Annotated in this window: 13 protein-coding genes; 6 read left to right on the forward strand and 7 right to left on the reverse strand. The window is 59.6% G+C overall.

What is annotated here, in order from left to right:
• Window positions 1-89 precede the first annotated feature (89 nt).
• From BLW70_RS10825 to BLW70_RS10840, 4 genes are all read left to right on the forward strand, one after another.
• Entirely contained in the window at window positions 90-1448 is a 1359-nt protein-coding gene (locus BLW70_RS10825; protein ID WP_074874008.1) for a response regulator c-di-GMP phosphodiesterase, NosR family, read from the forward strand.
• 143 nt (window positions 1449-1591) lie between these two features.
• Entirely contained in the window at window positions 1592-2026 is a 435-nt protein-coding gene (locus BLW70_RS10830) for an NUDIX hydrolase (protein ID WP_074874009.1), read from the forward strand.
• Window positions 2027-2053: 27 nt separating this feature from the next.
• Window positions 2054-2692 (forward strand): LysE family translocator, encoded by a 639-nt coding sequence (locus BLW70_RS10835; RefSeq protein WP_074874010.1) that lies wholly within the window; start codon window positions 2054-2056, stop codon window positions 2690-2692.
• Window positions 2693-2694: 2 nt separating this feature from the next.
• Complete coding sequence (locus BLW70_RS10840; protein WP_074874011.1) at window positions 2695-3192, forward strand: GNAT family N-acetyltransferase; 498 nt, start codon at window positions 2695-2697, stop codon at window positions 3190-3192.
• A 146-nt stretch (window positions 3193-3338) separates the two neighbouring features.
• Here BLW70_RS10840 and metR read toward each other — a convergent pair whose 3' ends face one another.
• Complete coding sequence (gene metR, locus BLW70_RS10845) at window positions 3339-4256, reverse strand: transcriptional regulator MetR (protein ID WP_074874012.1); 918 nt, start codon at window positions 4254-4256, stop codon at window positions 3339-3341.
• Between the two features lie 119 nt (window positions 4257-4375).
• On the opposite strand from metR, the gene metE reads away from it, so the two are divergent.
• Window positions 4376-6688, forward strand: a complete 2313-nt coding sequence (gene metE, locus BLW70_RS10850) for a 5-methyltetrahydropteroyltriglutamate--homocysteine S-methyltransferase (protein ID WP_074874013.1) — start codon at window positions 4376-4378, stop codon at window positions 6686-6688.
• A 106-nt stretch (window positions 6689-6794) separates the two neighbouring features.
• On the opposite strand, the gene BLW70_RS10855 is transcribed toward metE, so the two are convergent.
• The 3 genes from BLW70_RS10855 to BLW70_RS10865 form a co-directional block, all read right to left on the reverse strand.
• On the reverse strand, window positions 6795-9698 hold the full coding sequence (locus tag BLW70_RS10855; protein WP_074874014.1) for an Ig-like domain repeat protein: 2904 nt from the start codon (window positions 9696-9698) through the stop codon (window positions 6795-6797).
• 34 nt (window positions 9699-9732) lie between these two features.
• Complete coding sequence (locus tag BLW70_RS10860) at window positions 9733-10845, reverse strand: hypothetical protein (protein ID WP_074874015.1); 1113 nt, start codon at window positions 10843-10845, stop codon at window positions 9733-9735.
• A gap of 180 nt (window positions 10846-11025) precedes the next feature.
• Window positions 11026-16617 carry a dermonecrotic toxin domain-containing protein gene (locus BLW70_RS10865; RefSeq protein WP_074880504.1) on the reverse strand — a complete coding sequence of 1864 codons (5592 nt, stop codon included), beginning with the start codon at window positions 16615-16617 and terminating at the stop codon, window positions 11026-11028.
• A gap of 190 nt (window positions 16618-16807) precedes the next feature.
• Here BLW70_RS10865 and BLW70_RS10870 point away from each other — a divergent pair, with 190 nt between their 5' ends.
• A complete protein-coding gene (locus BLW70_RS10870) occupies window positions 16808-17842 on the forward strand; it encodes an alpha/beta fold hydrolase (protein WP_074874016.1) in 1035 nt (344 codons plus the stop codon).
• A 100-nt stretch (window positions 17843-17942) separates the two neighbouring features.
• Here BLW70_RS10870 and BLW70_RS10875 read toward each other — a convergent pair whose 3' ends face one another.
• From BLW70_RS10875 to aauS, 3 genes are read right to left on the reverse strand one after another with little or no spacing between them, the layout of a single operon-like run.
• A complete protein-coding gene (locus BLW70_RS10875) occupies window positions 17943-18272 on the reverse strand; it encodes a GlpM family protein (protein WP_173860489.1) in 330 nt (109 codons plus the stop codon).
• A gap of 8 nt (window positions 18273-18280) precedes the next feature.
• A complete protein-coding gene (aauR, locus tag BLW70_RS10880) occupies window positions 18281-19609 on the reverse strand; it encodes a two-component response regulator AauR (protein WP_074874018.1) in 1329 nt (442 codons plus the stop codon).
• A complete protein-coding gene (gene aauS, locus BLW70_RS10885) occupies window positions 19606-21507 on the reverse strand; it encodes a two-component sensor histidine kinase AauS (RefSeq protein WP_074874019.1) in 1902 nt (633 codons plus the stop codon). The genes aauR and aauS overlap by 4 nt, the downstream gene beginning before the upstream one ends.
• Window positions 21508-21518: the final 11 nt, after the last annotated feature.

The following is a 21518-nucleotide window of genomic DNA, read 5'->3' on the forward strand; positions in this document are numbered from 1 at the left end:
ATCTAGCCTGTAGGTCAGGCTCCGGCAATAGGGGATGTTTGCCTCGGGGCCTGCCACAACGATCTGCCCGTTTCACTTGAGGTAACGCCATGGAAGAGCAACTCCCCACGACACTGAACGATAAACCCAAGGTGCTGCTGGTCGATGACGAGGAGTCAATTCTCAACAGCCTGCGTCGCCTGTTACGCGGCCAGCCCTACGAGTTGCTGCTGGCCACCAGCGGTGCCCAGGCGCTGGAGATCATGGAGCAACATTCCATTGAGCTGGTGATGACGGACGCCCGCATGCCCAATATGGATGGCGCCACGCTGTTGGCCCGCATCCATCAGCTATACCCGGCGACTACCCGGATTCTGCTCACCGGCTACGCGGACATGCCGACGATCATCAAGGCGATCAACGAAGGGAAGATTCACCGCTACATCAGCAAACCCTGGAACGACGAGGAAATGCTCCTGACCTTGCGCCAGGCCCTGGCTCATCAACATTCCGAGCGCGAACGCCAGCGCCTGGAGCAGTTGACCCGGGTGCAGAACGACCAGTTGAAGTCGCTCAATACCACCCTGGAAAAACACGTCGCCGCCCGCACTGCCGAACTCCAGCAGACCGCCGACATGCTCGACCTGGCCTACGAAGAACTCAAGCACAGCTATGTCACCGGCACCGAGGTGTTCTCGCTGCTGGCCAACCTGCGCCTGCCGCCGGCCAAACAGACCAACCGCCAGATCATCGAGCTGGTGCGGGTGTATTGCAAACTTCATGGCCTGGACGAGGGTACCGGTCGCGACCTGACCATGGCCGCGGCGCTCTACAACATTGGCAAGCTGAGCTGGACCGACAGCATGATGACCGCGCCCGCGGACCTGCTGCATCACAGCGATCGGGAACGCTATCGCGGTTATCCCAAGCAGAGTGAATCGCTGTTGATGACGCTCGACCCGATGAAGGACGCCGCCCGCCTGATTCTTCATCATCAGGAGCGCTGGGACGGCAGCGGATTCCCCGACCGGCTCAAGGGCGAGGCGATTCCGTTCGGTTCGCGGCTGTTGAAACTGGCGGTGGATTTCATCGAGTTGCAGCGCGGGCTGATTCTCGAGCGGCAGATGAACAGCGATGAAGCGCTGGTCTACATCCGCAGCTATGCCGGGCGACTCTACGATCCCGAGCTGGTGGAGGATTTCATCCAGGTCTGTGCCGCGTACCTGAGCGATGTCTCGTTGGCCGATCCGTCGGTCAAGGTACTGACCACACGGGAAGTGGCGGCGGGCATGATCCTGGCGCGCAACCTCAATGCCGACAACGGCATGCTGCTGCTCAATGCCGGCAAGGTGTTGAATGGGCCATTGGTGGAGAAGTTGATCGCCTTCGAAGCGATGGAAGGCGCGAAATACAGCATTTTTGTGAAGGTGCCGGAAGAAGTGAACGGCGCGATTCTCGAGGTGGGTTAGTTTTTCCAGACGTTACAAAAAAACCTGTGGGAGCGAGCCTGCTCCCACAGGGGCCAGTGGTGCTTTGAAGCTGTTTTTTCGGCGTGACGAGGCAGCGGCAGCCATGTGATCCTTGCGTCTTTTGCCAAGGACAATCCTGATCCATGACCCTTTCAGCCACTGCTTCGCCCCATCTCATCCGCATCGCCGCTGCCCTGTTGATCGGCCCGCACGGTCGAACGCTGTTGGTCCGCAAGCGCGGCACCGAAGCGTTCATGCAGCCGGGGGGCAAGATCGAAGCCCATGAACAACCGGTGCACGCGCTGGCCCGTGAACTGGAAGAAGAATTGGGCTTGGTCATCGATCCGGCACACGCCACTTATCTCGGGCAATTCTCGGCACCGGCCGCCAATGAGCCGGGTTTTACCGTCCAGGCCGAACTCTTTCAGCTGACCATCGACTCGGACGTATCGCCTGCGGCGGAGATCGAAGAGGTGCGCTGGATCGACCCGGCCACTGACGGCAATCTCACGCTGGCGCCATTGACACGGGACCTGATCCTGCCGTTTTATCGAGCCTCGTTAACCGCGATCGCTTGATCATTTCTGGACTAAAAGGACTTGCCCATGATCCCGCTTCAAGACTTGCTGATTTTCGCCGCTGCCGCCTTGCTGATGGTGCTGACGCCGGGGCCGAACATGATCTACCTGATCTCCCGTTCGATTTGCCAGGGGCGCAAGGCCGGTGTGACGTCGTTGCTGGGTGTGGTCGCGGGGTTTTTCGTGCACCTGTTCGCGGCGGCTGCCGGTTTGACCGCGGTGTTTCTGGCGGTGCCGATGGCCTACGAAATGCTGAAGTGGGCTGGCGCGTTGTACCTGATGTGGTTGGCGTGGCAAGCCGTCAAACCGGGTGCGCGTTCACCGTTCGAAGCGCAGCAGTTGCCGCCGGACTCGTCGCGCAAACTGATCACCATGGGTTTTCTGACCAGCGCCCTGAACCCGAAGATCGCCGTGTTTTATTTGTCGGTGTTTCCGCAGTTCATTACGCCTGAGCATGGCTCGGTGTTCACTCAAAGCATCATGCTGGGTCTGACGCAGATCAGCGTCAGTTTCAGCGTCAATCTGCTGATCGCTCTGTTCGCTGCGGGCATCGCCTCCTGGTTCGTCAACAACCCGTCCTGGCTGGCGGTGCAGCGCTATTTCATGGGGTTCGTGCTGTCGGCGCTGGCGGTGCGACTGATGCTGGAACAACGACGGATGGCTTGAACATGTGGATTGAACGGCTTGATGCCAGTCATGCCCTGGACTATCGGGCGCTGATGCTCGAAGCCTATGACCTGCATCCCCAGGCGTTTACCTCCAGCGTGCGCGAACGTGCTGTGATGCCATTGAGTTGGTGGGAATCACGCCTTACCAGCAAGCTGGACGTGGTGTTCGGCGCGTTCGAAGGCGGTGAGCTGGCGGGCATCGTCGGCCTGGCCTTCGAACCCCGGGAAAAGGCCCGGCACAAGTCGACATTGTTCGGCATGTACGTGTCGGGCAAGGTCCGGCAGCGCGGGGTCGGATATCAGCTGGTGCAGGCTGCCCTGGCTGAAGCGCAGGAGCATAAAGCTCTGAGGCTGATCCAGCTGACCGTCACCGCAGGTAATGACGCCGCGTTCAAGTTGTACCAGCGTTGCGGTTTCATCCAGTTTGGCCTCGAACCGCTGGCGGTACGGGTGGGCGAAGACTACTTCGACAAGATCCACATGTGGCGGGAACTCTGAATCTGGGGATCACAAACATGATCATTCCCACGCTCCGCGTGGGAATGCCTCAACGGACGCTCTGCGTTCGGCCCTTGAAGGGACGCGGAGCGTCCCGGGCTGCATTCCCACGCGGAGCGTGGGAACGATCGGTAGGGGAGGGTGTGCTATTTAACGGCGCTGACGCCGTCCAGTGTCGAGAACGACGTGTCCTTGGCCGTCAGCAGGAAGTCGCGCATGTACGGCGCATCCAGCATGTCGGCGCGAATTCCGGCGTACAGCGTCGCAAACAAACCTTTCTCGCCCAGCCGCTTGGCCTTCACATAACCCCGTGAGCTGTATTCATGCAGCGCCCAATGGGGCATGCCGCACACGCCGCGGCCGCTGGCGACCAATTGCATCATCATCACCGTCAGTTCCGACGTGCGGACCTGCGCCGGTTCGATGTCGGCCGGTTCGAGGAAACGGGTGAAGATGTCCAGCCGATCACGCTCCACCGGGTAGGTAATCAGCGTTTCGGTGAGCAAATCTTCCGGGACGATGTAGGCCTTGTTCGCCAAGCGGTGCTGATTGGCGACCGCGAGCATCGCTTCATAGGTGAACAACGGCACGTAAGTGATCCCGGCCAGTTCCAGCGGGTCGGAGGTCACCACCAGATCCAGATCGCCACGGGCCAGCGCAGGCAGCGGGGCAAAGGAAAATCCTGAGGCAAGGTCCAGTTCGACTTCCGGCCAGGCATCGCGGAACTGGTCGATGGTCGGCATCAGCCACTGAAAGCAACTGTGGCACTCGATCGCCATGTGCAAACGCCCGGCAGTGCCACCGGCCAGCCGCGCGATATCGCGCTCGGCGCCGCGCAGCAACGGCAGGGTGGCGTCGGCCAGTTGCAGCAGGCGCAAACCGGCGCTGGTGAAGCGCACCGGTTTGGTCTTGCGCACGAACAACGGCATCCCCAGCCGTTCCTCAAGTTCCTTGAACTGATGGGACAGGGCGGACTGCGTCAGGTGCAAGCGGTCGGCCGCATCCACCAGGCTGTCGGCTTCGCGCAAGGCGTGCAGGGTCTTCAGGTGACGGATTTCAAGCACCGGGGGCTCCATGAGGAAAACTTGTGATCAACACGAAAAGGTTGAGTTTGTCTCATGTTGGGTTAGCTGTCGACAATAGCGCCATGTTTTACAGCAACTTTTAGAGGGAGCAATTTCACATGGCCTTGGCACACACACTGGGTTTCCCGCGCATCGGCGCTGACCGCGAACTGAAAAAAGCCCTCGAATCCTACTGGAAGGGCGATCTGGATCAGGACGCGCTGAAAAGCGTCGGCCGCCAATTGCGCGCCACCCATTGGCAATTGCAGAAAGACGCCGGCATCGACCTGCTGCCCGTGGGCGACTTCGCCTGGTACGACCAGGTCCTCACCCATTCCTTGACCTTCGGTGTAATCCCCGAGCGTTTCGACAGCGCCAAGGACTCGCGCGGCCTGCCGACCCTCGACACCCTGTTCGCCATGGCCCGTGGCGCCACGACGGCCTGCTGCGGCGGCGAACACAGCAAAGCGCAATACGCCCAGGAACTGACCAAGTGGTTCGACACCAACTACCACTACCTGGTCCCGGAGTTCAGCGCTGATCAACAATTCAAACTGAGCTGGGAACAGCTGTTCGACGAAGTCGACGAGGCAAAGGCCCTCGGCCATAGCGTCAAACCGGTGATCATCGGTCCACTGACTTACCTGTGGCTGGGCAAAGCCAAAGGCAATGACTTCGACAAACTCGACCTGTTGGAACGCCTGCTGCCGATCTACGGCGAAATCCTCGGCCGCCTCGCCGCTCAGGGCGTGGAATGGGTGCAGATCGACGAACCGATCCTGACCCTTGACCTGCCACAGGCCTGGAAAAACGCCTTCGAGCGCGCCTATCACATTCTTCAATATTCGCCGCTGAAAAAACTGGTGGCGACCTACTTCAGCGGTCTGGAAGACAACCTCGGCCTGGCGGTCAGCCTGCCGGTGCAAGGCTTGCACATCGATGCCGTGCGCGCCCCGGATCAACTCGGCCAGGTGCTGGACCGTCTGCCGACCTACAAGATTCTCTCGGTAGGCCTGGTCAACGGTCGCAACGTCTGGCGCTGCGAACTGGAGCAAGTGCTCGCTCAGTTGCAGCCGGCTCAGGAACGTTTTGGCGACAATCTGTGGGTCAGCAGTTCCTGCTCGTTGCTGCACAGCCCGGTGGATCTGGATCGCGAAGACAAACTCGACCCTGAACTGAAAAGCTGGCTGGCCTTCGCCGTACAAAAGTGCGGCGAAATCGCCGTGCTGCGCGATGCCCTCAACGACCCGCAGTCACCCAAGGTGCAAGCCGCACTCGCCGAAAGCCGTGCCATTCAAGCCAGTCGCGCCGAATCGCCGCGTATCCATAAAGCCGAAGTACAGGCACGGATAAACGCCATCAGTGACAAGGACAGCCAACGCCATTCGCCGTTCGCCAAACGCATCGAGCAGCAGCGTGCGCGATTGAAACTGCCGGCATTCCCGACCACCACCATCGGTTCCTTCCCGCAAACCGGTTCGATTCGTCTGGCACGCCAGGCGTTCAAGCAAGGCAAGCTGTCGGCCAACGATTACACCGACGCCATGCACAGCGAAATCCGTCATGCCGTGCAAGTCCAGGAACGCCTGGGGCTGGACGTGCTGGTGCACGGTGAAGCTGAACGCAACGACATGGTCGAGTACTTCGCCGAGCAACTGGACGGCTACCTGTTCACCCGTTTCGGCTGGGTGCAAAGCTACGGTTCGCGCTGTGTGAAACCGGCGATTATCTATGGTGACCTGAGTCGGCCGAACGCCATGACCGTCGACTGGATCACCTATGCGCAAAGCCTGACCGAGAAGGTCATGAAGGGCATGCTCACCGGTCCCGTGACCATGCTGATGTGGTCGTTTCCGCGCGAAGACGTCTCGCGCAAAATCCAGGCGCAGCAACTGGCGTTGGCCCTGCGTGACGAAGTGGTGGACCTGGAAACCGCCGGCATCAAAATCGTGCAGATCGACGAAGCCGCCTTCCGTGAAGGCTTGCCGCTGCGCCGTGCGCAATGGCAGGAATACCTCGACTGGGCGGTAGAAGCGTTCCGCTTGAGCGCCTCCGGTGTGCGGGACGAAACCCAGATCCACACCCACATGTGCTACAGCGAATTCAATGACGTGATCCAGTCAATCGCGGCGATGGACGCCGATGTGATCACCATCGAAACCTCGCGCTCGGACATGGAATTGCTGGAGGCTTTCGAAGCGTTCGACTACCCGAATGACATCGGGCCGGGCGTGTATGACATCCACTCGCCACGGGTGCCGGACACGGCGGAAATGGTGAAATTGATGAGCAAAGCCGTGAAGCGCATTCCGGCTGAGCGGTTGTGGGTGAACCCGGATTGCGGGCTGAAGACTCGGGCGTGGCCGGAGACTGAGGCGGCGTTGGTGAACATGGTGGCGGCGGCGCGGCAGTTGAGGAGTCAACTGGCTTAAGGCAGGCGAAACTGATGAACGTAGTTCCGTGAAGGCAGTGCGCTCAAGCATTTCATCACTGCAGTGGTTAGACCCGCCGACTGCAAGGTCGGCGGGTTTTTTACGTTTAAGCTTTACTCACCTGAATCCACGCCATATCCCAATCGTTACCCACACCGCTGACCTCAAGGCTATCGATGTACAACGTCAACTGTGGAGTGGTTGAGCTGAAACCGATCGTCAAGTTAGACATGTTTGCAGTGTGAATGTGCCAGTCCTGACCCGCTGACTGGTCGGTGCGAAGCCTAATGTGTGGTGGCGCGTATTGAGGATAGAAACGTGCTATCCGAATAGTGAAGTAGTAGTACACATTGGGTTGCAAGTTGTAGAACGTCTTGTATAGCAAGACTCCGTTGGACCAGTTGGTATAGGTGTAGTTATTGAGTACGTATTGCCCATGATTGAAATGAAAGGTCAGGTCCCGGTGCCGAATGGCATCGCCCGTGGTCCAGCCATTGAATTGGCCATAGTGGAAATTGGTGATATCGGTCGATAGCCCCTGTTGCACAGTGAAGGTGTAGGCGAGTGAGGTTTTATTACTGCCATCGGTGGTCCGTGCGGTAATGGAATGACCGCCGAACGAGAAGTTGCGCGCTAGGAGGGTCCAGCTTCCGGTATTGGTGGTCGGGACCGATCCCAGCAGGGTGGCGCCATCGTAGATTTCGATCTGATGTCCTGGTGAGGCCGAGCCGCTGATGCTGATATTGCTCTGGTAGTAAGTCGCACCACCGTTCGGGATCGTCGAGCTGCCAGCCTTCACCGAGTCGATGATGGGCGTCTGCGCTTCCTGCACAACAAAGGCCCAGATGGCGGAGGGCCGGTTTGTGCCGGGGTTCTGCACGGTGAAACTGTACGAGCCCGGCGCCAGGGTGGTGAGGGTGTGTGACCAGGTTTTCCCTGCGGTGGAGGTTGGTGTGGCCACGATCACGCCATGGTTGCGCAGTTCTACGGGGACACTCACTCCAGCAGTGCCCGTCAGCGTTGCCCGGGTGGCAAATGTCTGGCTGTTGCGGGGGATATCGCTGCCATTGCCGTCCTTGACTATCGTGATGTCCGGGTTCGGAATCGGTGAGCCGATGTTCAATCGCCGCCGTTCCGAAACCCGTTGGGTTTTGGTAAAGGGGTTGGTGACGGTATAGACCAGCTCGACGGTGTTGTTTCGATTGGCCAGCAGTTTCTCGAAGGGCACGGTTCGCGTAATGTCTTTGCCCACCATTTCAGGCTGCACCTCTATCGGCGGTGACGACCAGGAGTCCTGCTGGTTGGCCCCAATGAAGTCGAGCCTGACGATGTGCAGGGCACGCATGCCGGGATAAGGCTCGATGGTGACCGCTGCACCGTTGGGTACATTTTCCGGGATCAACACATCGTCTTTCGCATCGATGACTTCCGGTCGCAGCAATTGGGCCGTGATGTCGCCGATTTCCAGCACCAGGGTTTCGGAACCCACGTCTTCAGTGTCTTTGCGGCGGACGGTGTACTCGACCAGTACCTTGGCCCCTTCCCATTTTTCAATATGGTCTTTGGGGACGGTGAACTCGATGTCCTTGTCCACCATCTCCGCGCTGACTGGGCTGGACGCCGCGTAGAAATCCTCTATGCCTATCGCCGTCATGACGTACCAGTAAATGTAAACGACATCGTTGAGAACGATGGCCCCTGGCTGGCTTTTCACGATCACGTGGGCCGGGTCGGTGTCTACCGCGACAGACCCCCCTTTGGCTTCAGGCACCACAGGTGCAGCCAGCTTCAGGGGCATGCCGATCATCTTGGCGTAGGTCGTGCGTGAGTAGCGCGGGGTGGTGGGTTTGGCGGCTTGGGTCAGTCTATAGTCAACTTTGACGAAACCCCGAGCGATCAGGTGGACCCGGTCATAGGGAATCATGAACGTGTGCGAACGGCTCGACGCTTCGGGTTTCCATTGCATATCCACGGGCACCTGACGGCCACCAGCGCTGACGCCGCGCCAGCTCAGATCCACCACGTCCCCAGGTACAAAACTGACTTTGGAGGAGAAGATATGTGTTTCGACGTCCTCCCCCAGCAGTGCATCAAGGTCGAGCTGTTGTTCGCCATCCGCCTTGTCGATAACGGGGGGTTCGAGTAGCACGAGCGTGGGGTCGAACAGGAAGAAGATCGGAGGCGCATCGGCAGCGCTGTGATTGTCCACCACATCCTTAAGGCGATAAGTGAGCAGCAAAGGATTTACGGGGGGCAGGTCCTTGAGGGCGCTTGCAGGAATCGTGTACTTGATGGGCTGGCCAACCTGGGCGGGAGTAACCAGGGGCACCTTGAATTCTATATCTCTACTTCCCCACACGATAAAAATGCTGGAGTTCTTGCGCATGTTCTCGTAGGCAGGGATGGTGACGGGCAACCCGCGGTTTTCGTCCAGATAGTCCTTGGTAAGGCCACTGTCCAGGACATCCTGCTCTACCTGGATGGGTTGCAGCCCCTGATGGTAAGGCTCCTTCTCATCCGGGTCCGGTCCGCCGGGCAGGGTGGTTTTGATCAGTACTTTCAGTGCCGGTGAGCGTTCGTAGTCGCCCCCGATATTGCTGATCCTGCGTACGCCGACCACCAGATCGCACACGCCGTCGGGCAACTGATTCTTTTGGATGGTCGGGAACATCCGATTATCCACTTGAGAGGCATTGACAGTGTCGCTCGCAAGCGTGATCGGGCTCCCCGGCGAGTAGATCGCTTCAATTATCCATTCATCTTTTTCCGACATGCTGAGCCATGGGTCGATTACCACATTCAACGCTGTTGGCTGGTCTTTTCCGTCCAGGAACGCGAGTCGATTGATACCGCCGTGGACGCCCTCATCCGCTGGCAGGTTGGGGATAAACCCGGATATCAAGAGCCGATCAATGCTATTGACTCTGATATCGCCGGGTTTTGGCAGCGGTGGAAGCAGGTCAATTTGCCGTGCTTTGACAGGGGGCTCGGGTGTGTTGAAAACGCTCATGGCGGATTACCTCTGAACAGGTGGGTAATGGGAGTCAATCGATCCTGCGGGTGTTGCCGACAATGAAGACCTGGACGTACTTCGAGCGTCGGCGTTCGCCGCTGGCGGTGACTTGCGTGTACGCCACGTTGGCAAAACCACCGGCCAGGCGCTGGACCACGGCGTTGGACACCTCGAAGGTCAGCGCTGTCTGGGAGGCAACCGTTCGAGAGTCGGTGAACAGCTGGGGCAGGCCTGTGCGGGGTTCGCCTCGCCAGTCGAGTTCCACTACATCCGTTGGGGCAAAGACCGAGGCCGGGGTCGCGACCGTCACGATGACGGACTTGGCCCCTAGCGCAGTCATGTAGATGGCGTTGTCCTGATCGGTTTCGGACACCGCCGGGGCGGGCAGGCGTTGTGCGTGATTGGCGTCCTGGATATCGACCATCAGCCCGATCGAGTGGTCAGAGGCCATGTTGCCCACCTCGTCAGTTACCCAGTACTGAAGCAAGGCCTGCCCACTACCGTCGGCCGCGATCATTTCCTGGGAAATCGTGAGCTCGACCGGTTGACCGATCTCGGACTTCAGAACCTTGTGTGCGATGCGCCAGCCGACATACTGAAACGCCACGGTATCGTTGGGGCGCATGCCCTGCCAGGGCTGCACGGTGACAATGACGTCCTGTGTGCCGTCGATGATCGACGGCGTAATGACGGGGGGCCGCAATAACCTGTGGCCCGGGTATTCCGGTTGTGGGTCGATTCCCCCGGGCAGTTCGGTTTTGACGAACACCTCAAGATGCCCCGACTCCACGCTATTGACCCGATAGAACCAGGTACTGAAGCCCTCGGGAATGTCCTTGACCTGGACTCTTCTCAAGAGCGGCTCGCCGTTATAGTCACTTGGCACGGTGAACCAGATGATCGGCAGGGCGGGTGAGGTCGGGTGGCGAATGAACACTTCCACCCGGTCACCGACGAAGATTTGTGTGGGGGGAATAACGATCGCCATACCGTTGATGTTGCCTCGGGCCAACGTTCGGTTGATGCCCACATCCGCGTCTTCGATCGCCGTGAGGGCGCCGGGAATATCAAGCCTGCTTTCGCTCACGATCGAGGTGGCAAACCGGGCGGGGCTATTTTCCACCAGTTGTTCGTCAATATTCATGATGTGTCCTCAAGTCAGAGCGAACTGATGCCGCCAGATCACAGCGGATGGGCTCTTATTTAAGGTTCCGGTGTTGAAACCGGCTACTGTCAAATGTGACAGGTCAAGGCACTTTTCAGACGGGTGGCAAGCTTCGCCCATACGCCGCAGGAGCATTGCCGCCCCCCGGCGCTGGTGGTGTCAGAGGTTCTGGACTTGCTGCAAGGCTAACGGCCTGCCGATTTCACCACGCCAGATAGAGTCGACCGGCGCACCGGTTTGCGCCTGCTTTTGTTGCCATTGCAGGCCGAGATGGCGTTGTTGCGCTGTTTTGAGATGAGCTTTGACGAACTCGTCGAAGCGCGGTTGGGGCTTGTTGTAGTGAAAATGGGCATACCACAGGGGCTGTGTCGGAGTTTGCGTCAGGTCGAGCACTTCGTATTCCTGCAGGAAGTCCCTGCGCCCGTCCTTCAGGCGTGCGAGCTCGGTCAATTCACCGTTCTTGCGAACCTGCACCGCACCCTGTTTGAGCAGATAGTCCAGATACCCTTCTGTGGGCGTTTGGCTGATGAGGGAGTGCCGGATGCGCAAGTCTTGTCCTTTGCGCGTCAGTTCGGCAGCCTTTTCTCGCAGTTGCCCGATGAGAGGGGCCTGGGGGTCGAGGCGTTCGATCTGGCTGGCGCGCAGGCGAAGCTCGGTGGCTTCAGTCAGCATCATGTGTTCAAGGTCGACGGGCAGCATGTTTTGCCTGGCGTAGGCTTCGACCTTGTCCTGGTACGCCGCCTGGGTGTTCAGGCGACTCTTTGCCTCCGCCAACAAAGGCCTGACATCCGTGGGGGCATGCTGTTGGCTGATCCGCAGGGGATTGTCCTGCAGACGGTATTTGCCGTGTAACCCTGGCAACCAGTTTTCGGTATAGCCATCGATGCCCTTGAGTGTGAATCGATCCTGGCCGCTGATCACGTCACCGATCAACAATTGACCTTGTTCGGTTTCAAAGATCTTTTTCACGATAGGCCCGGTCGGCCGTGGCACAGATGTTTGCCTGATGGCCTGGCGAGCTCGTTCGGCGGTTTTTTCTATGCCGTCCAGGAGCAGCGGGACATAGGTGAGATCGAAATGTTGAGGATAGCTGGCTGTCCATGCCGTCAGCTCCTTGCGAAATTGATCGTAGGCCGCGAGACAGTCTTCAAGAATTCTGGTGCGTTCCGCGGGGCGGGCGTTCACTTGGTGAAGACAGTGTTGGGTAGCCAGGACCCGATCGATCCTGGCCCGTGCGTCAGCCATCTGGGTTTGCAGATAAAACCAGGAGACATCATTAACCGCATCAAACCGACTGACGACTTGCAAGTATTGACCCGTTTTCAGGTACTGCCGGTTCTCCGGCAGCAATGCGGCTGCCATTTTGTTTTTTTCTGTCGCTACGACTCTTCGTTGAGCGTCATTGGTGATGCGTTTGCTCCATTCATCAATCTGTGCGCTGGTCGCGTCGATCAATTCGAGCGCCTTGACCATCCCTACCCGTGCATTTTTGCGCTGTTGCAGAAGGCTCAATAGGGGCTTGAAGTCTGTGTTGGGCAGAGTATCCGACTGGTTTGCAAAATCGTCGAGTTCCTCCAGGTGCTGAGCGATGCGCCGGGCGCCAAACCTCAACCGGTGCAGTGAGCGGTCCACTATCACCCAGGCCATTCGGCTTTTTATGTCGTTAATACCTGCCCGCTTGTTGCCATGGCTCAACGGCAACAGTTCTTCGAGTTCCAGGTAAGCGGTTTTGGCCAGTTCTATTTCTTTCAGGCAAGCGGCGTCCAGGTGCTTGATTTGTTCCATGTGGGTTTGAGGTGGGCTACTTTGGTAGCGCTTCAGCGTCTCATTTGTGCGCGTGCTCAGGGTGCTGAGTTGCTCGATCCTGGCATCGGTGCTGGCTGTCAGTGCTTGTTGGCGCCGAAAAACCCGATCGACCCACCAACGCGGCAGTCGCTCGCGGATGACCGTCGGCCAGATCGGATCAAGCCTGTTGGCCAGGTAACTTTGTACCCCACCCCCTCCCGCCAGGCCGCCATTGAAGGCAGTCCCGTAAACGGCGAAGTGAGTGTTCCATTGCCCGCTGGCATCGAGGGCTACGGGTTGTTTATAGCTTTTGAGCTCAGTCCCGCTCAGCCGCCAGGCCCCGTCATGCAATTCCACCTTGTAGATGATTCCGTACCTGACAATGAAGTCACCGTCGGCGTGTCGATAGACATTGCGATAAACGCCGTCCGTACCGGGTTGAAGGCCCGCCAGGGAAACTGGTTTTTCGTAGTGATAACCAGCGAATCGGGCTGCAATATGCCGGGCCTCACGTGCCGATATCAGCGGTGTGGACGAAGCGTCAGTGCCTCTGAACATCCTGCTCAACTGGCGATGAAACGTTCGTGTGCGGATCGCGCTGAGCCGCAAGCTGAAACCCGAAAGAAAGTCCATGCCTGCATCGATCAACGCCTGCAGCACCATGGTTATTTCAGCCATGCCTTGCACGTGATTACCTTTGCGAAAGGCCGCGACGGCTTGATTGGCGCTGTTCCAGGCATCATAGAGGCCGACACCGGTACCGATGATGGGCAAGACGCCAATGGCCATTTTCAAGTAGGTGAACACCTTCTCGCCCTTGACTGCGTATTGCTCCAGAAAGAGTTCGCTGTTGGAGCGTGAGGTGTTGCGATGAGCGAGGATCAGGCGGCCCATCTCGGCATGCAATAGATGGGCTGGCAATGAAGTGCTTTTGGGCCACGGGCGCCCGACGCCGATGATCCCATCGAAGTTTTTCAGCAAGGCTTGCGTGATGCGGGCCAGGTGATTCGCCTTTTGGCCATCAAGGGCACGCTCTGCCAGATAGTTGGCCATTTCACTGCCAAGGCACAGATCGAACAACGCCTTTCGGGCTTGCTCCAGACTGTCGTATCGGCGCAGGAACACGCCGTCCGGGGTGTCGGGCAGGTACAGCAGCGTAACACCGCTGGTTTTCTCCTCAATGAAGGTAATGCCCGAAAGGGTGGTTGACTTGTAGTCCGTATCTTTGCCACCCGCGCTCAAGAAGGCGGGCAGCAGTACGATCTGCTGGCCATTGGCGGACCAGTCCTGCGCCGTCGCAGCCTCAATCGCGACGTTGAGGATTTGCCACTCGGTGGCGTTGATTGCACCTCGCAGGAGGGCAAAGCGTCCCTGAATGGTGAGTTGCAAGCGGTAGGGTTCGAGCAGGCATTCGTGGTGATACTCACGTTCGAAGGCCGATGCCGTCGCCGGCCCGCTGTAGGTGCTGCGTATCAGCGCTTCGTAGTGCTGCGCCAGATCGAGTTCCGGCACGAGGGCGCACAGGTACGACAGGGTGATGCCTTTGACCAGCGCATTGCGCTCGGTATCGGAGCTGGCGGTGACTTCGACACGCATGAAGCTCAAGCGCTGCTTGATGCTGTCGTCGATGTTCAGCAGCGCCAGTTCATGGATCGACAGTTTGCTGCGGCTTTGGCTGGCGACCCATACGGTTTTGGTCGGCGTTCCCGGTGCGCCTGGAGCCACGGTGAAGTGTTGTTCGGATGTCACTGCATCAGGCAGGTTCAATTGCACGGCGAAGCTGTGCAGGAGTGAGAAATCCTTGCGCAGCCGGGCATCGATGCGTTTGGCGGCGAAGTCACTGACCAGCGGCAATGTGAGTTCGTGCAACGCGTGGGCGCGTTGCAAGGCTGGCACATAGCGTTCAATCAATGCATTGAGTTGCAAGCGTTCATCCGGTGATGCCTGGGTGAGCCATTGGGGGAACTGGCGGGTCAATCGTGCGCTCAGGTTTTGCTCGACGATTTGTGCGAAAGCGAGGTCGCGGTTCTGGTGGCTGGGCACCTGCAGGGCGGTAAGCGTTTGCTCGCGTAACTGTCCCAGTGCGTTCGCGTGTTGTGCGGGTTGGGTACCGATGGGGTATTGCTGGCGGATCTCGGCTGCGCGGCGTTCGAAAGTCGCGACTTGTTGACGCAAGCTGTACTCGAAAGGGTCGGTGACGATCGGGGTCAGTTGCAACGCCGCGTGCTCGTCGGCGGCATGCAGTTTAAACAGGGAACGCTCCATTTCCCGGCGATTGGCGAACCGTTGCAAACCTCCGCCAGCACCGGTGCAGTAGAGCAACAGGCTTTGCGTTGAGGATGGGTCTTGCAGCGTCGCGGTGTCGGCGAAAACCAGCAGCCCCTCCAGCTCCTGACGCTGCGAAACGGTTTTAATGTCGCCGGTTTCGCTGACCGATAAGGTCACGAAGGCAGCGGCGCTCTGATCGGAGCGATCGGCGCTGGCAGGCGTTTTCAACACGGCTTCAAGCAGCTTGTGTTCGGCGGTATCGATCTGCTCCAGCTTGAGTTGGATGTTGGCCTCGGCTTGCAGGGCCTTGAGTCTCGCCTGATAGAGTGCGGTGTATTGAGTGTTGATCGTCGACGTATCGAAAACGCGCTCGCGTTCCAGCAGGGCGGATGCCGCGGTCATGGCGGCCTGCTCGGCCTCGTCCAGGGATGCAAACAGGGCCTTGAGCGCTGTCACCTGTGGATTGTCGAACGTCTCCTGATCGTGTTTTTTCAGCATGTTTTCGATGGCGCTGTATTGCTGCCTGAATGCGGCCTTGCGCACGAACAAAGAGAATTCGTGCCCGGGATTACCGAGCGGGAAGGAGGGGGCGAGCGCCTGATCGTCCTGCTCGTGTACCGGTGCGGGGAGGTCCGGCGCTTCGCTAAAGCCTCCTTTTGCGCGGCGTTGCGCGTCGACTTGATTGACAGCGAGCAGTGCATAGGCCGCCTGTTCGGCAATGTCGTCGCCCAGGCCGGTGCATGCGCTTTCCAGTTGAATGGCATGCAAACGCTCCAGCAATTGGGCTGCACCGACCTCCAGCGGGGCACTCGGGTTGTGGTAGTCGACGACGCTGTGACCGTCAGTCGTGACACTCCAGGGGATTTCGTGTTGATGCCTGATCAGCCAACTGTCCAGCTCGCTGCGCTGACTGAAGTGCAACAGTGCAGGCCGGTGGGTGGGCAAATACAGCAACTGCTCGGTGGATTGTCCCCCGTAAAGACTGATGCCCAGCACACCAGGAAGTTTGGCGAAACGATTGTCAGCGCGTTGCAGGGCCAACTGTTCGGCGATGACTCGCTGGCCTGCCACTTCGGATTTTCCGTCGACAGGATCGAGGATCGCCAGCAGCGGCTTTAACTGCTCGGCACTTAACGCACCCTCGGCGAGGGCCAGTTGGCCTGCCGCGTCAACGTGTGTGCGGTACAACCGGGCGGCCAGGTGCCGTCTGGATAATGGCGAGCCGTTGGCCCGTCCGTTCCAGTACGTGTTCCAGCCATCGGTCAGGCGTTGCTTCAGGCCCAGTGCCTTGAGTTGTTTGAGCAGCTCGCCGGCAGAGGTGGCGAAGTGTCGATGGCTGCGATCGATCCCCGTCACCCGACAGGTGGGGAGATGCCGCGGGTCCAGATCCGGTTGTTGCAGCAGGAAGGCGCAGGCTTCTGTCAGGCTGCAACGGCGCGAAGAGCGCTCGGCGGTGGCCGGAAAAAACAGGCCGACCCGCTCGCCATCCAGATCCAGTTGCTGCTTGAGCGTTTGCGTCAACAGGCTGTGAACGCTGGGGGAGGTCGCCATGAGCTTGAGCATTTGCTGCTGGCTGTCTCGCCAGCGCTGCGAGGCCTGGAGGAATAAATGTTCATTCTGCATCGCCGGGACGGTGGCGAGTGCGAGGCCAAAATCGCTGAGGGTGCTTGGGTCAGTGTCGTGATGTTGTTCGAGCATGGTTTGCCTGGCTTTCAAAGTGGACGGTTGGCAGGCATTGAATGCGAAGGGGCTCGGGCGGTGGTGGTACATAGTTATCGCATTGACCGTTCAGCGAACTTCATCAAACTGTCACGTAACTGTGGCAGCGCGCTTGAACAAACTTCATCAGACTCGCGCTCTACTGGAGTTCTGCGTTTCGGTGTTTTTCATGCGTGCACGATTTTTTTCCACAGCGGTTTTCCTGGCCGCGCTGTTGTTCGGCCTGCCGTCCTTGGCGGCATCTCGTTGCGATATCAATGTTCCGACCGAACAGGTCGTTCTGGCACACGTGAGCCTGGCGTACCAGAGCATCGGCCGTGCCTCGGACCCTGCGTTGTTGTTGGTGATGGGCCTGGGAGGGCAGTTGATTCACTGGCCGGATGAGGTGGTGGTCGCGCTGTGTCAGCAGGGTTTTCGGGTGATTCGCTATGACAATCGCGATGTCGGGCTCTCGACCTGGCGGCAAGTCCCCGCTGACGCCAACCTGACCTTCGAAGTGCTGCGCTACAAACTCGGTTTGCCGGTGTCGGCGCCGTACACCCTGACCGATATGGCGGATGATGCTTTTGGCTTGATGGATGCGTTGCACGTCGAGCAGTTTCACGTGCTGGGCGCGAGCATGGGCGGGATGATCGCCCAGCACATGGCTGCGATGGCGCCGCAACGGGTCGAGAGCCTGACCCTGATCATGACCAGTTCCGGGGCCGAAGGCTTGCCGGCGCCGAGTGCGGCGTTGGTGCAATTGTTGTCGCGCCGTGAGGCGCCTAATCGCGAAGTGGCGCTGGAGCAACAGGCCGATTTGCTGGCGGCGCTGGGCAGCCCGACGGTGAGCGATGATCGGCAGGCATTGCTGCATCAGGCAGCGCAATCCTATGACCGGGCGTTCAACCCCGAGGGCGTGAAGCGCCAGATCATGGCGATCCTCGCCGAACGCAGTCGTGTGGCGCTGCTCAATCAACTGCGCGTACCGACGCTGGTGGTTCACGGCACTGCTGATCCGTTGCTGCCGGTCATGCACGGCGTGCACTTGGCGGCGCATATCCGCGGCAGTCAGTTGAAGCTGATTCCGGGGCTGGCGCATCGATTCCAGGACGCGTTCAAGGCGCCGTTACTGGCGGCGGTGTTGCCGTATTTGCAGGCCCACCGCGAAGATTCCTCGCATTGGGCGCAGATTGATCCGGTGGCTGAACCCAACCTTCTGTAACAACCTGAATCCACTGTGAAGAGGGAGTGTCAGTTGGCGCTAATGTTGGCTGTAACACCGCTTTCGCGGGCCGGCTCGCTCCCACAGGGGGGAAAGAACGTCAGGCTTGGAGGCGAACCCAGACAGTGACCAACACCGTAGCCGCCATCAACCAAGCCACCGCCGCCACCGCGAGCGAGGCCTCCAGCCGCATCCGGTCGACCATCACGTACAACGTCGCCAGGTAGATGAAGTAAGGAATGATCGACCACATCCCAAACACGATGGTGGTCTTCAAATCCTCCAGCGAACGACCCTTGCCGACGATGTAATGCGCAATCAGCGCAAAGGTCGGAAACAGCGGCACCAATCCGGCGATGTAATAGTTTTTGGTCTTGGCCAGTGCCGCGAGGATCACCACCACGGCCGCGCCCAGGGTTGCCTTGAGGATCAGGTCCATCAGTGGCTCAGCCCGTACTTCTTCACTTTGTCGAACAGCGTGGTCTTGGCCATCCCCAGTTCCAGGCTGGCCTGGGTCAGGTTGCCGCCACTGCGCTGCAAAGCGTCGCTCAGCAGGTTGCGTTCAAACGCTTCTACCGCTTCGGCGAAGGCCAGGCCCTGATTGCTGCCGCTGGTGCCGGATTTCTTGAAGGCCGGCAGGCCGAGGGCAAAGCGCTCGGCGACGTTGCGCAGTTCGCGCACGTTGCCCGGCCAGTCGTGGCTCATCAGGTTCGACAGGGTCTGGTTGTCCAGGTCCGGCACGGCACGGTCGAAGCGCAGGGACGACTGCTGCAGAAAGTGTTCGAACAATTGCAGGATGTCTTCGCGGCGTTCGCGCAGCGGTGGCAATTCGAGGGTCACCACGTTCAAGCGGTAATACAGGTCGCTGCGAAACTCGCCAGCCTTACTCGACTCGTCCAGATCGGACTTGGTCGCCGCGATCACCCGGCAATCCACCGCCACGCTCTGGTTCGAGCCGAGGCGTTCCAGGGTGCGTTCCTGCAACACCCGCAGCAGTTTGATTTGCAGTGGTAGCGGCATGCTTTCCACTTCGTCGAGGAACAGCGTGCCGCCGTCGGCGTGTTCGATCTTGCCGATCCGCCGCTTGCCGGCGCCGGTGAAGGCGTTGGCCTCATGGCCGAAGATTTCGCTTTCGAACAGGTTTTCCGGCAGGCCACCGCAGTTCAGCGCGACGAACTGCTTGGTGTGCCGCCGACTGAAGTCGTGCAGGCAACGCGCAACCAATTCTTTGCCTGTGCCGGTCTCGCCTTCGATCAGCACGTTGGCTGACGTATCGGCGACGTTGGCGATCAGTTCCCGCAGGTTCTGCATGGCGGGGGAGCGGCCGATGATCCGGCCTTCCAGGGAATCTCGTTCCGCCAGTTGCCGACGCAACGAAGAGACTTCCCGCGCCAGGCTGCGTTGCTCCAGCGCACGGCGCGCCACGTCGACCAGACGTTCGGGGGAGAAAGGTTTCTCCATGAAGTCATAGGCGCCTTTCTGCATCGCACCGACAGCCATGGAAATGTCGCCATGACCGGTAATCAGTACCACCGGCAGGCTGCGGTCGCGGGCCTTGAGGCGGGTCAGCAACTCCAGACCGTCGATGCCCGGCAGGCGGATGTCGCTGATGACAATACCGGCGAAGTTGTCGCCGACCCGCTCCAGCGCTTCTTCGGCGCTGCCGACGCCCACGCAGGGAATGTCTTCCAGGGTCAGCGCCTGTTGGCAGCCGAGCAGCACATGGGGGTCGTCTTCGACGATCAGCACACTAAGGTCGTTGTTCATATTGGCTCGGCGTGAGTGGGGCTTACCAACGGTAAACTGAGGACGAAAGTGGTACCACCGCTGGCCGGGTGCTCGACACCCAAGTGCCCGCCGGTGGCGGCGGCCAGGCTGGCGGAAAGGGTCAGGCCCAGGCCCAGGCCCTGTTCGCCGGGTTTGGTGGTGAAGAACGGTTCGAACAAATGCTTGCGCGCTTCGGCGTCGATGCCGTGGCCGTTGTCGCGTACACGAAGGCGATATTTGCCATCGAACTCTTCGCCTTCGAGCCACAGTTCGGGCAGCGGTTGTGCCTGCATGGCGTCAATGGCATTGCCGATCAGGTTGACCAGAATCTGCTCCAGGCGGGTCTGGTCGATCTGCACCTGCAGATCGGCGAAGTCTCGGTGCAGTTGCAGATGCGCGTTTTCCACGCGAGCGCCGAGCAACTGCAAGGCTGCATCCACCGCTTTGCCGAGACTGGCCTGACCTTTGTCGTCGCCGCGGCGAGCGAACGAACGCAGGCTGGCGGTGATCCGGCCCATGCGGTCGATCAGTTCATTGATGGTCTTGAGGTTGGTGCTGGCCACATCCAGCTGACCGCGCTCCAGAAAGCGCACGGTATTGCCGGACAAGGTTCGCAGTGCGGCCAGCGGCTGGTTCAATTCGTGGGCGATGCTGGTGGACATCTGGCCGATGGCCGCCAGTTTGCCGGCCTGGACCAGTTCATCCTGGGCGCGGCGCAACGTCTCTTCCGCTTGCCGGCGTTCACGGATCTGGCCCTTGAGCCGTTCGTTGCTGGCGCGCAGGTCGGTGGTACGTTCGGTAATCCGACGCTCCAGTTGATTGTTGGCTTCCTGCAAGGCTTCCCGGGCGGCGAGACGCGTGGCAATGACCTTGCGCCGCTCGTTCCAGGCGATCAGCAGGAACGCCACGAGGGCAAACGCCACCGCCACCAGAATCCCCTGATTGATCGCTTCGCGGCGCAAATCCTGCAGCGGTGTCAGCAGGGTAAAGTTCCATGGCGTGTCGCTCAGCGGACGGGTTTGCGAAAGGTAGCTGATGTCCTCTTCGTCTGATTTCACTTCGCTGTTGGCGGGGAAGGTCAGTTTTTCCTCGCCTTCGGCCAGTTGTTCACGGGCCAGCGGTTGCAGCTCGTTCAGCGGAAACCAGTAGTACTGCAGGCTACGGGCCAGTTTTTCCTTGGTTTCCTCGCTCAATGGCACAACCGATTTAAGCCGCCGCGCCGGATCGCTGGAGAGAATGATGATGCCGTTCTCGTCGCTGACGAAGGCTTCCAGTCGCGCACGCTGCCAGCGTTCTTCCATGGCTTCGAGGCGGACCTTGACCACGGCGACGCCGATGATCTTGCCGTGCTCTTCCAGGCCATGAGCCAGGTAATAGCCGGGTTCGCCACTGGTGCTGCCAATGCCATAGAAGCGCCCCGGCTGACCGCGCACGGCATTCTGGAAATAGGCGCGAAAGGACAGGTCTTCGCCCAGGTAACTGTCGACATCGCGCCAGTTGCTGGTGGCCATGACACGACCGGTGGTGTCCATCACATAGATAGCCCGACTGCGGCTGCGCCGGTTCAGGCCTTCGAGGTATTCATTGACCGTCTGTCGGTGTTCCGGCGACGGGTCGGCCAACAGCTTCGAAACACTGGACTCGAGTTCCAGCAGGCTGGGCAGGTAGGTGTACTTGCTGATCTCGCTCTCGACGGCGCGGGCGTGCAGTTCCAGCTGACGCTGGCCGTTCTCGCTGAGGCTGCGAATCCCGTAGTGCTCACTGACCCAGAAGCCGAGGTAACCCAACCCGATCATCAGGGCGATGACCAGCGGCGGCAGGAACAAGTGGCGAATCAGACGGGGTTTCACGGCAAGTGATGGCGGCGCGGCGCGATAGAGATTTGGGTCGCATTTCATCACAGATGCCT

Origin of the sequence: Pseudomonas frederiksbergensis, assembly GCF_900105495.1 — a bacterium.
Classification (GTDB): Bacteria; Pseudomonadota; Gammaproteobacteria; order Pseudomonadales; family Pseudomonadaceae; genus Aquipseudomonas; species Aquipseudomonas frederiksbergensis.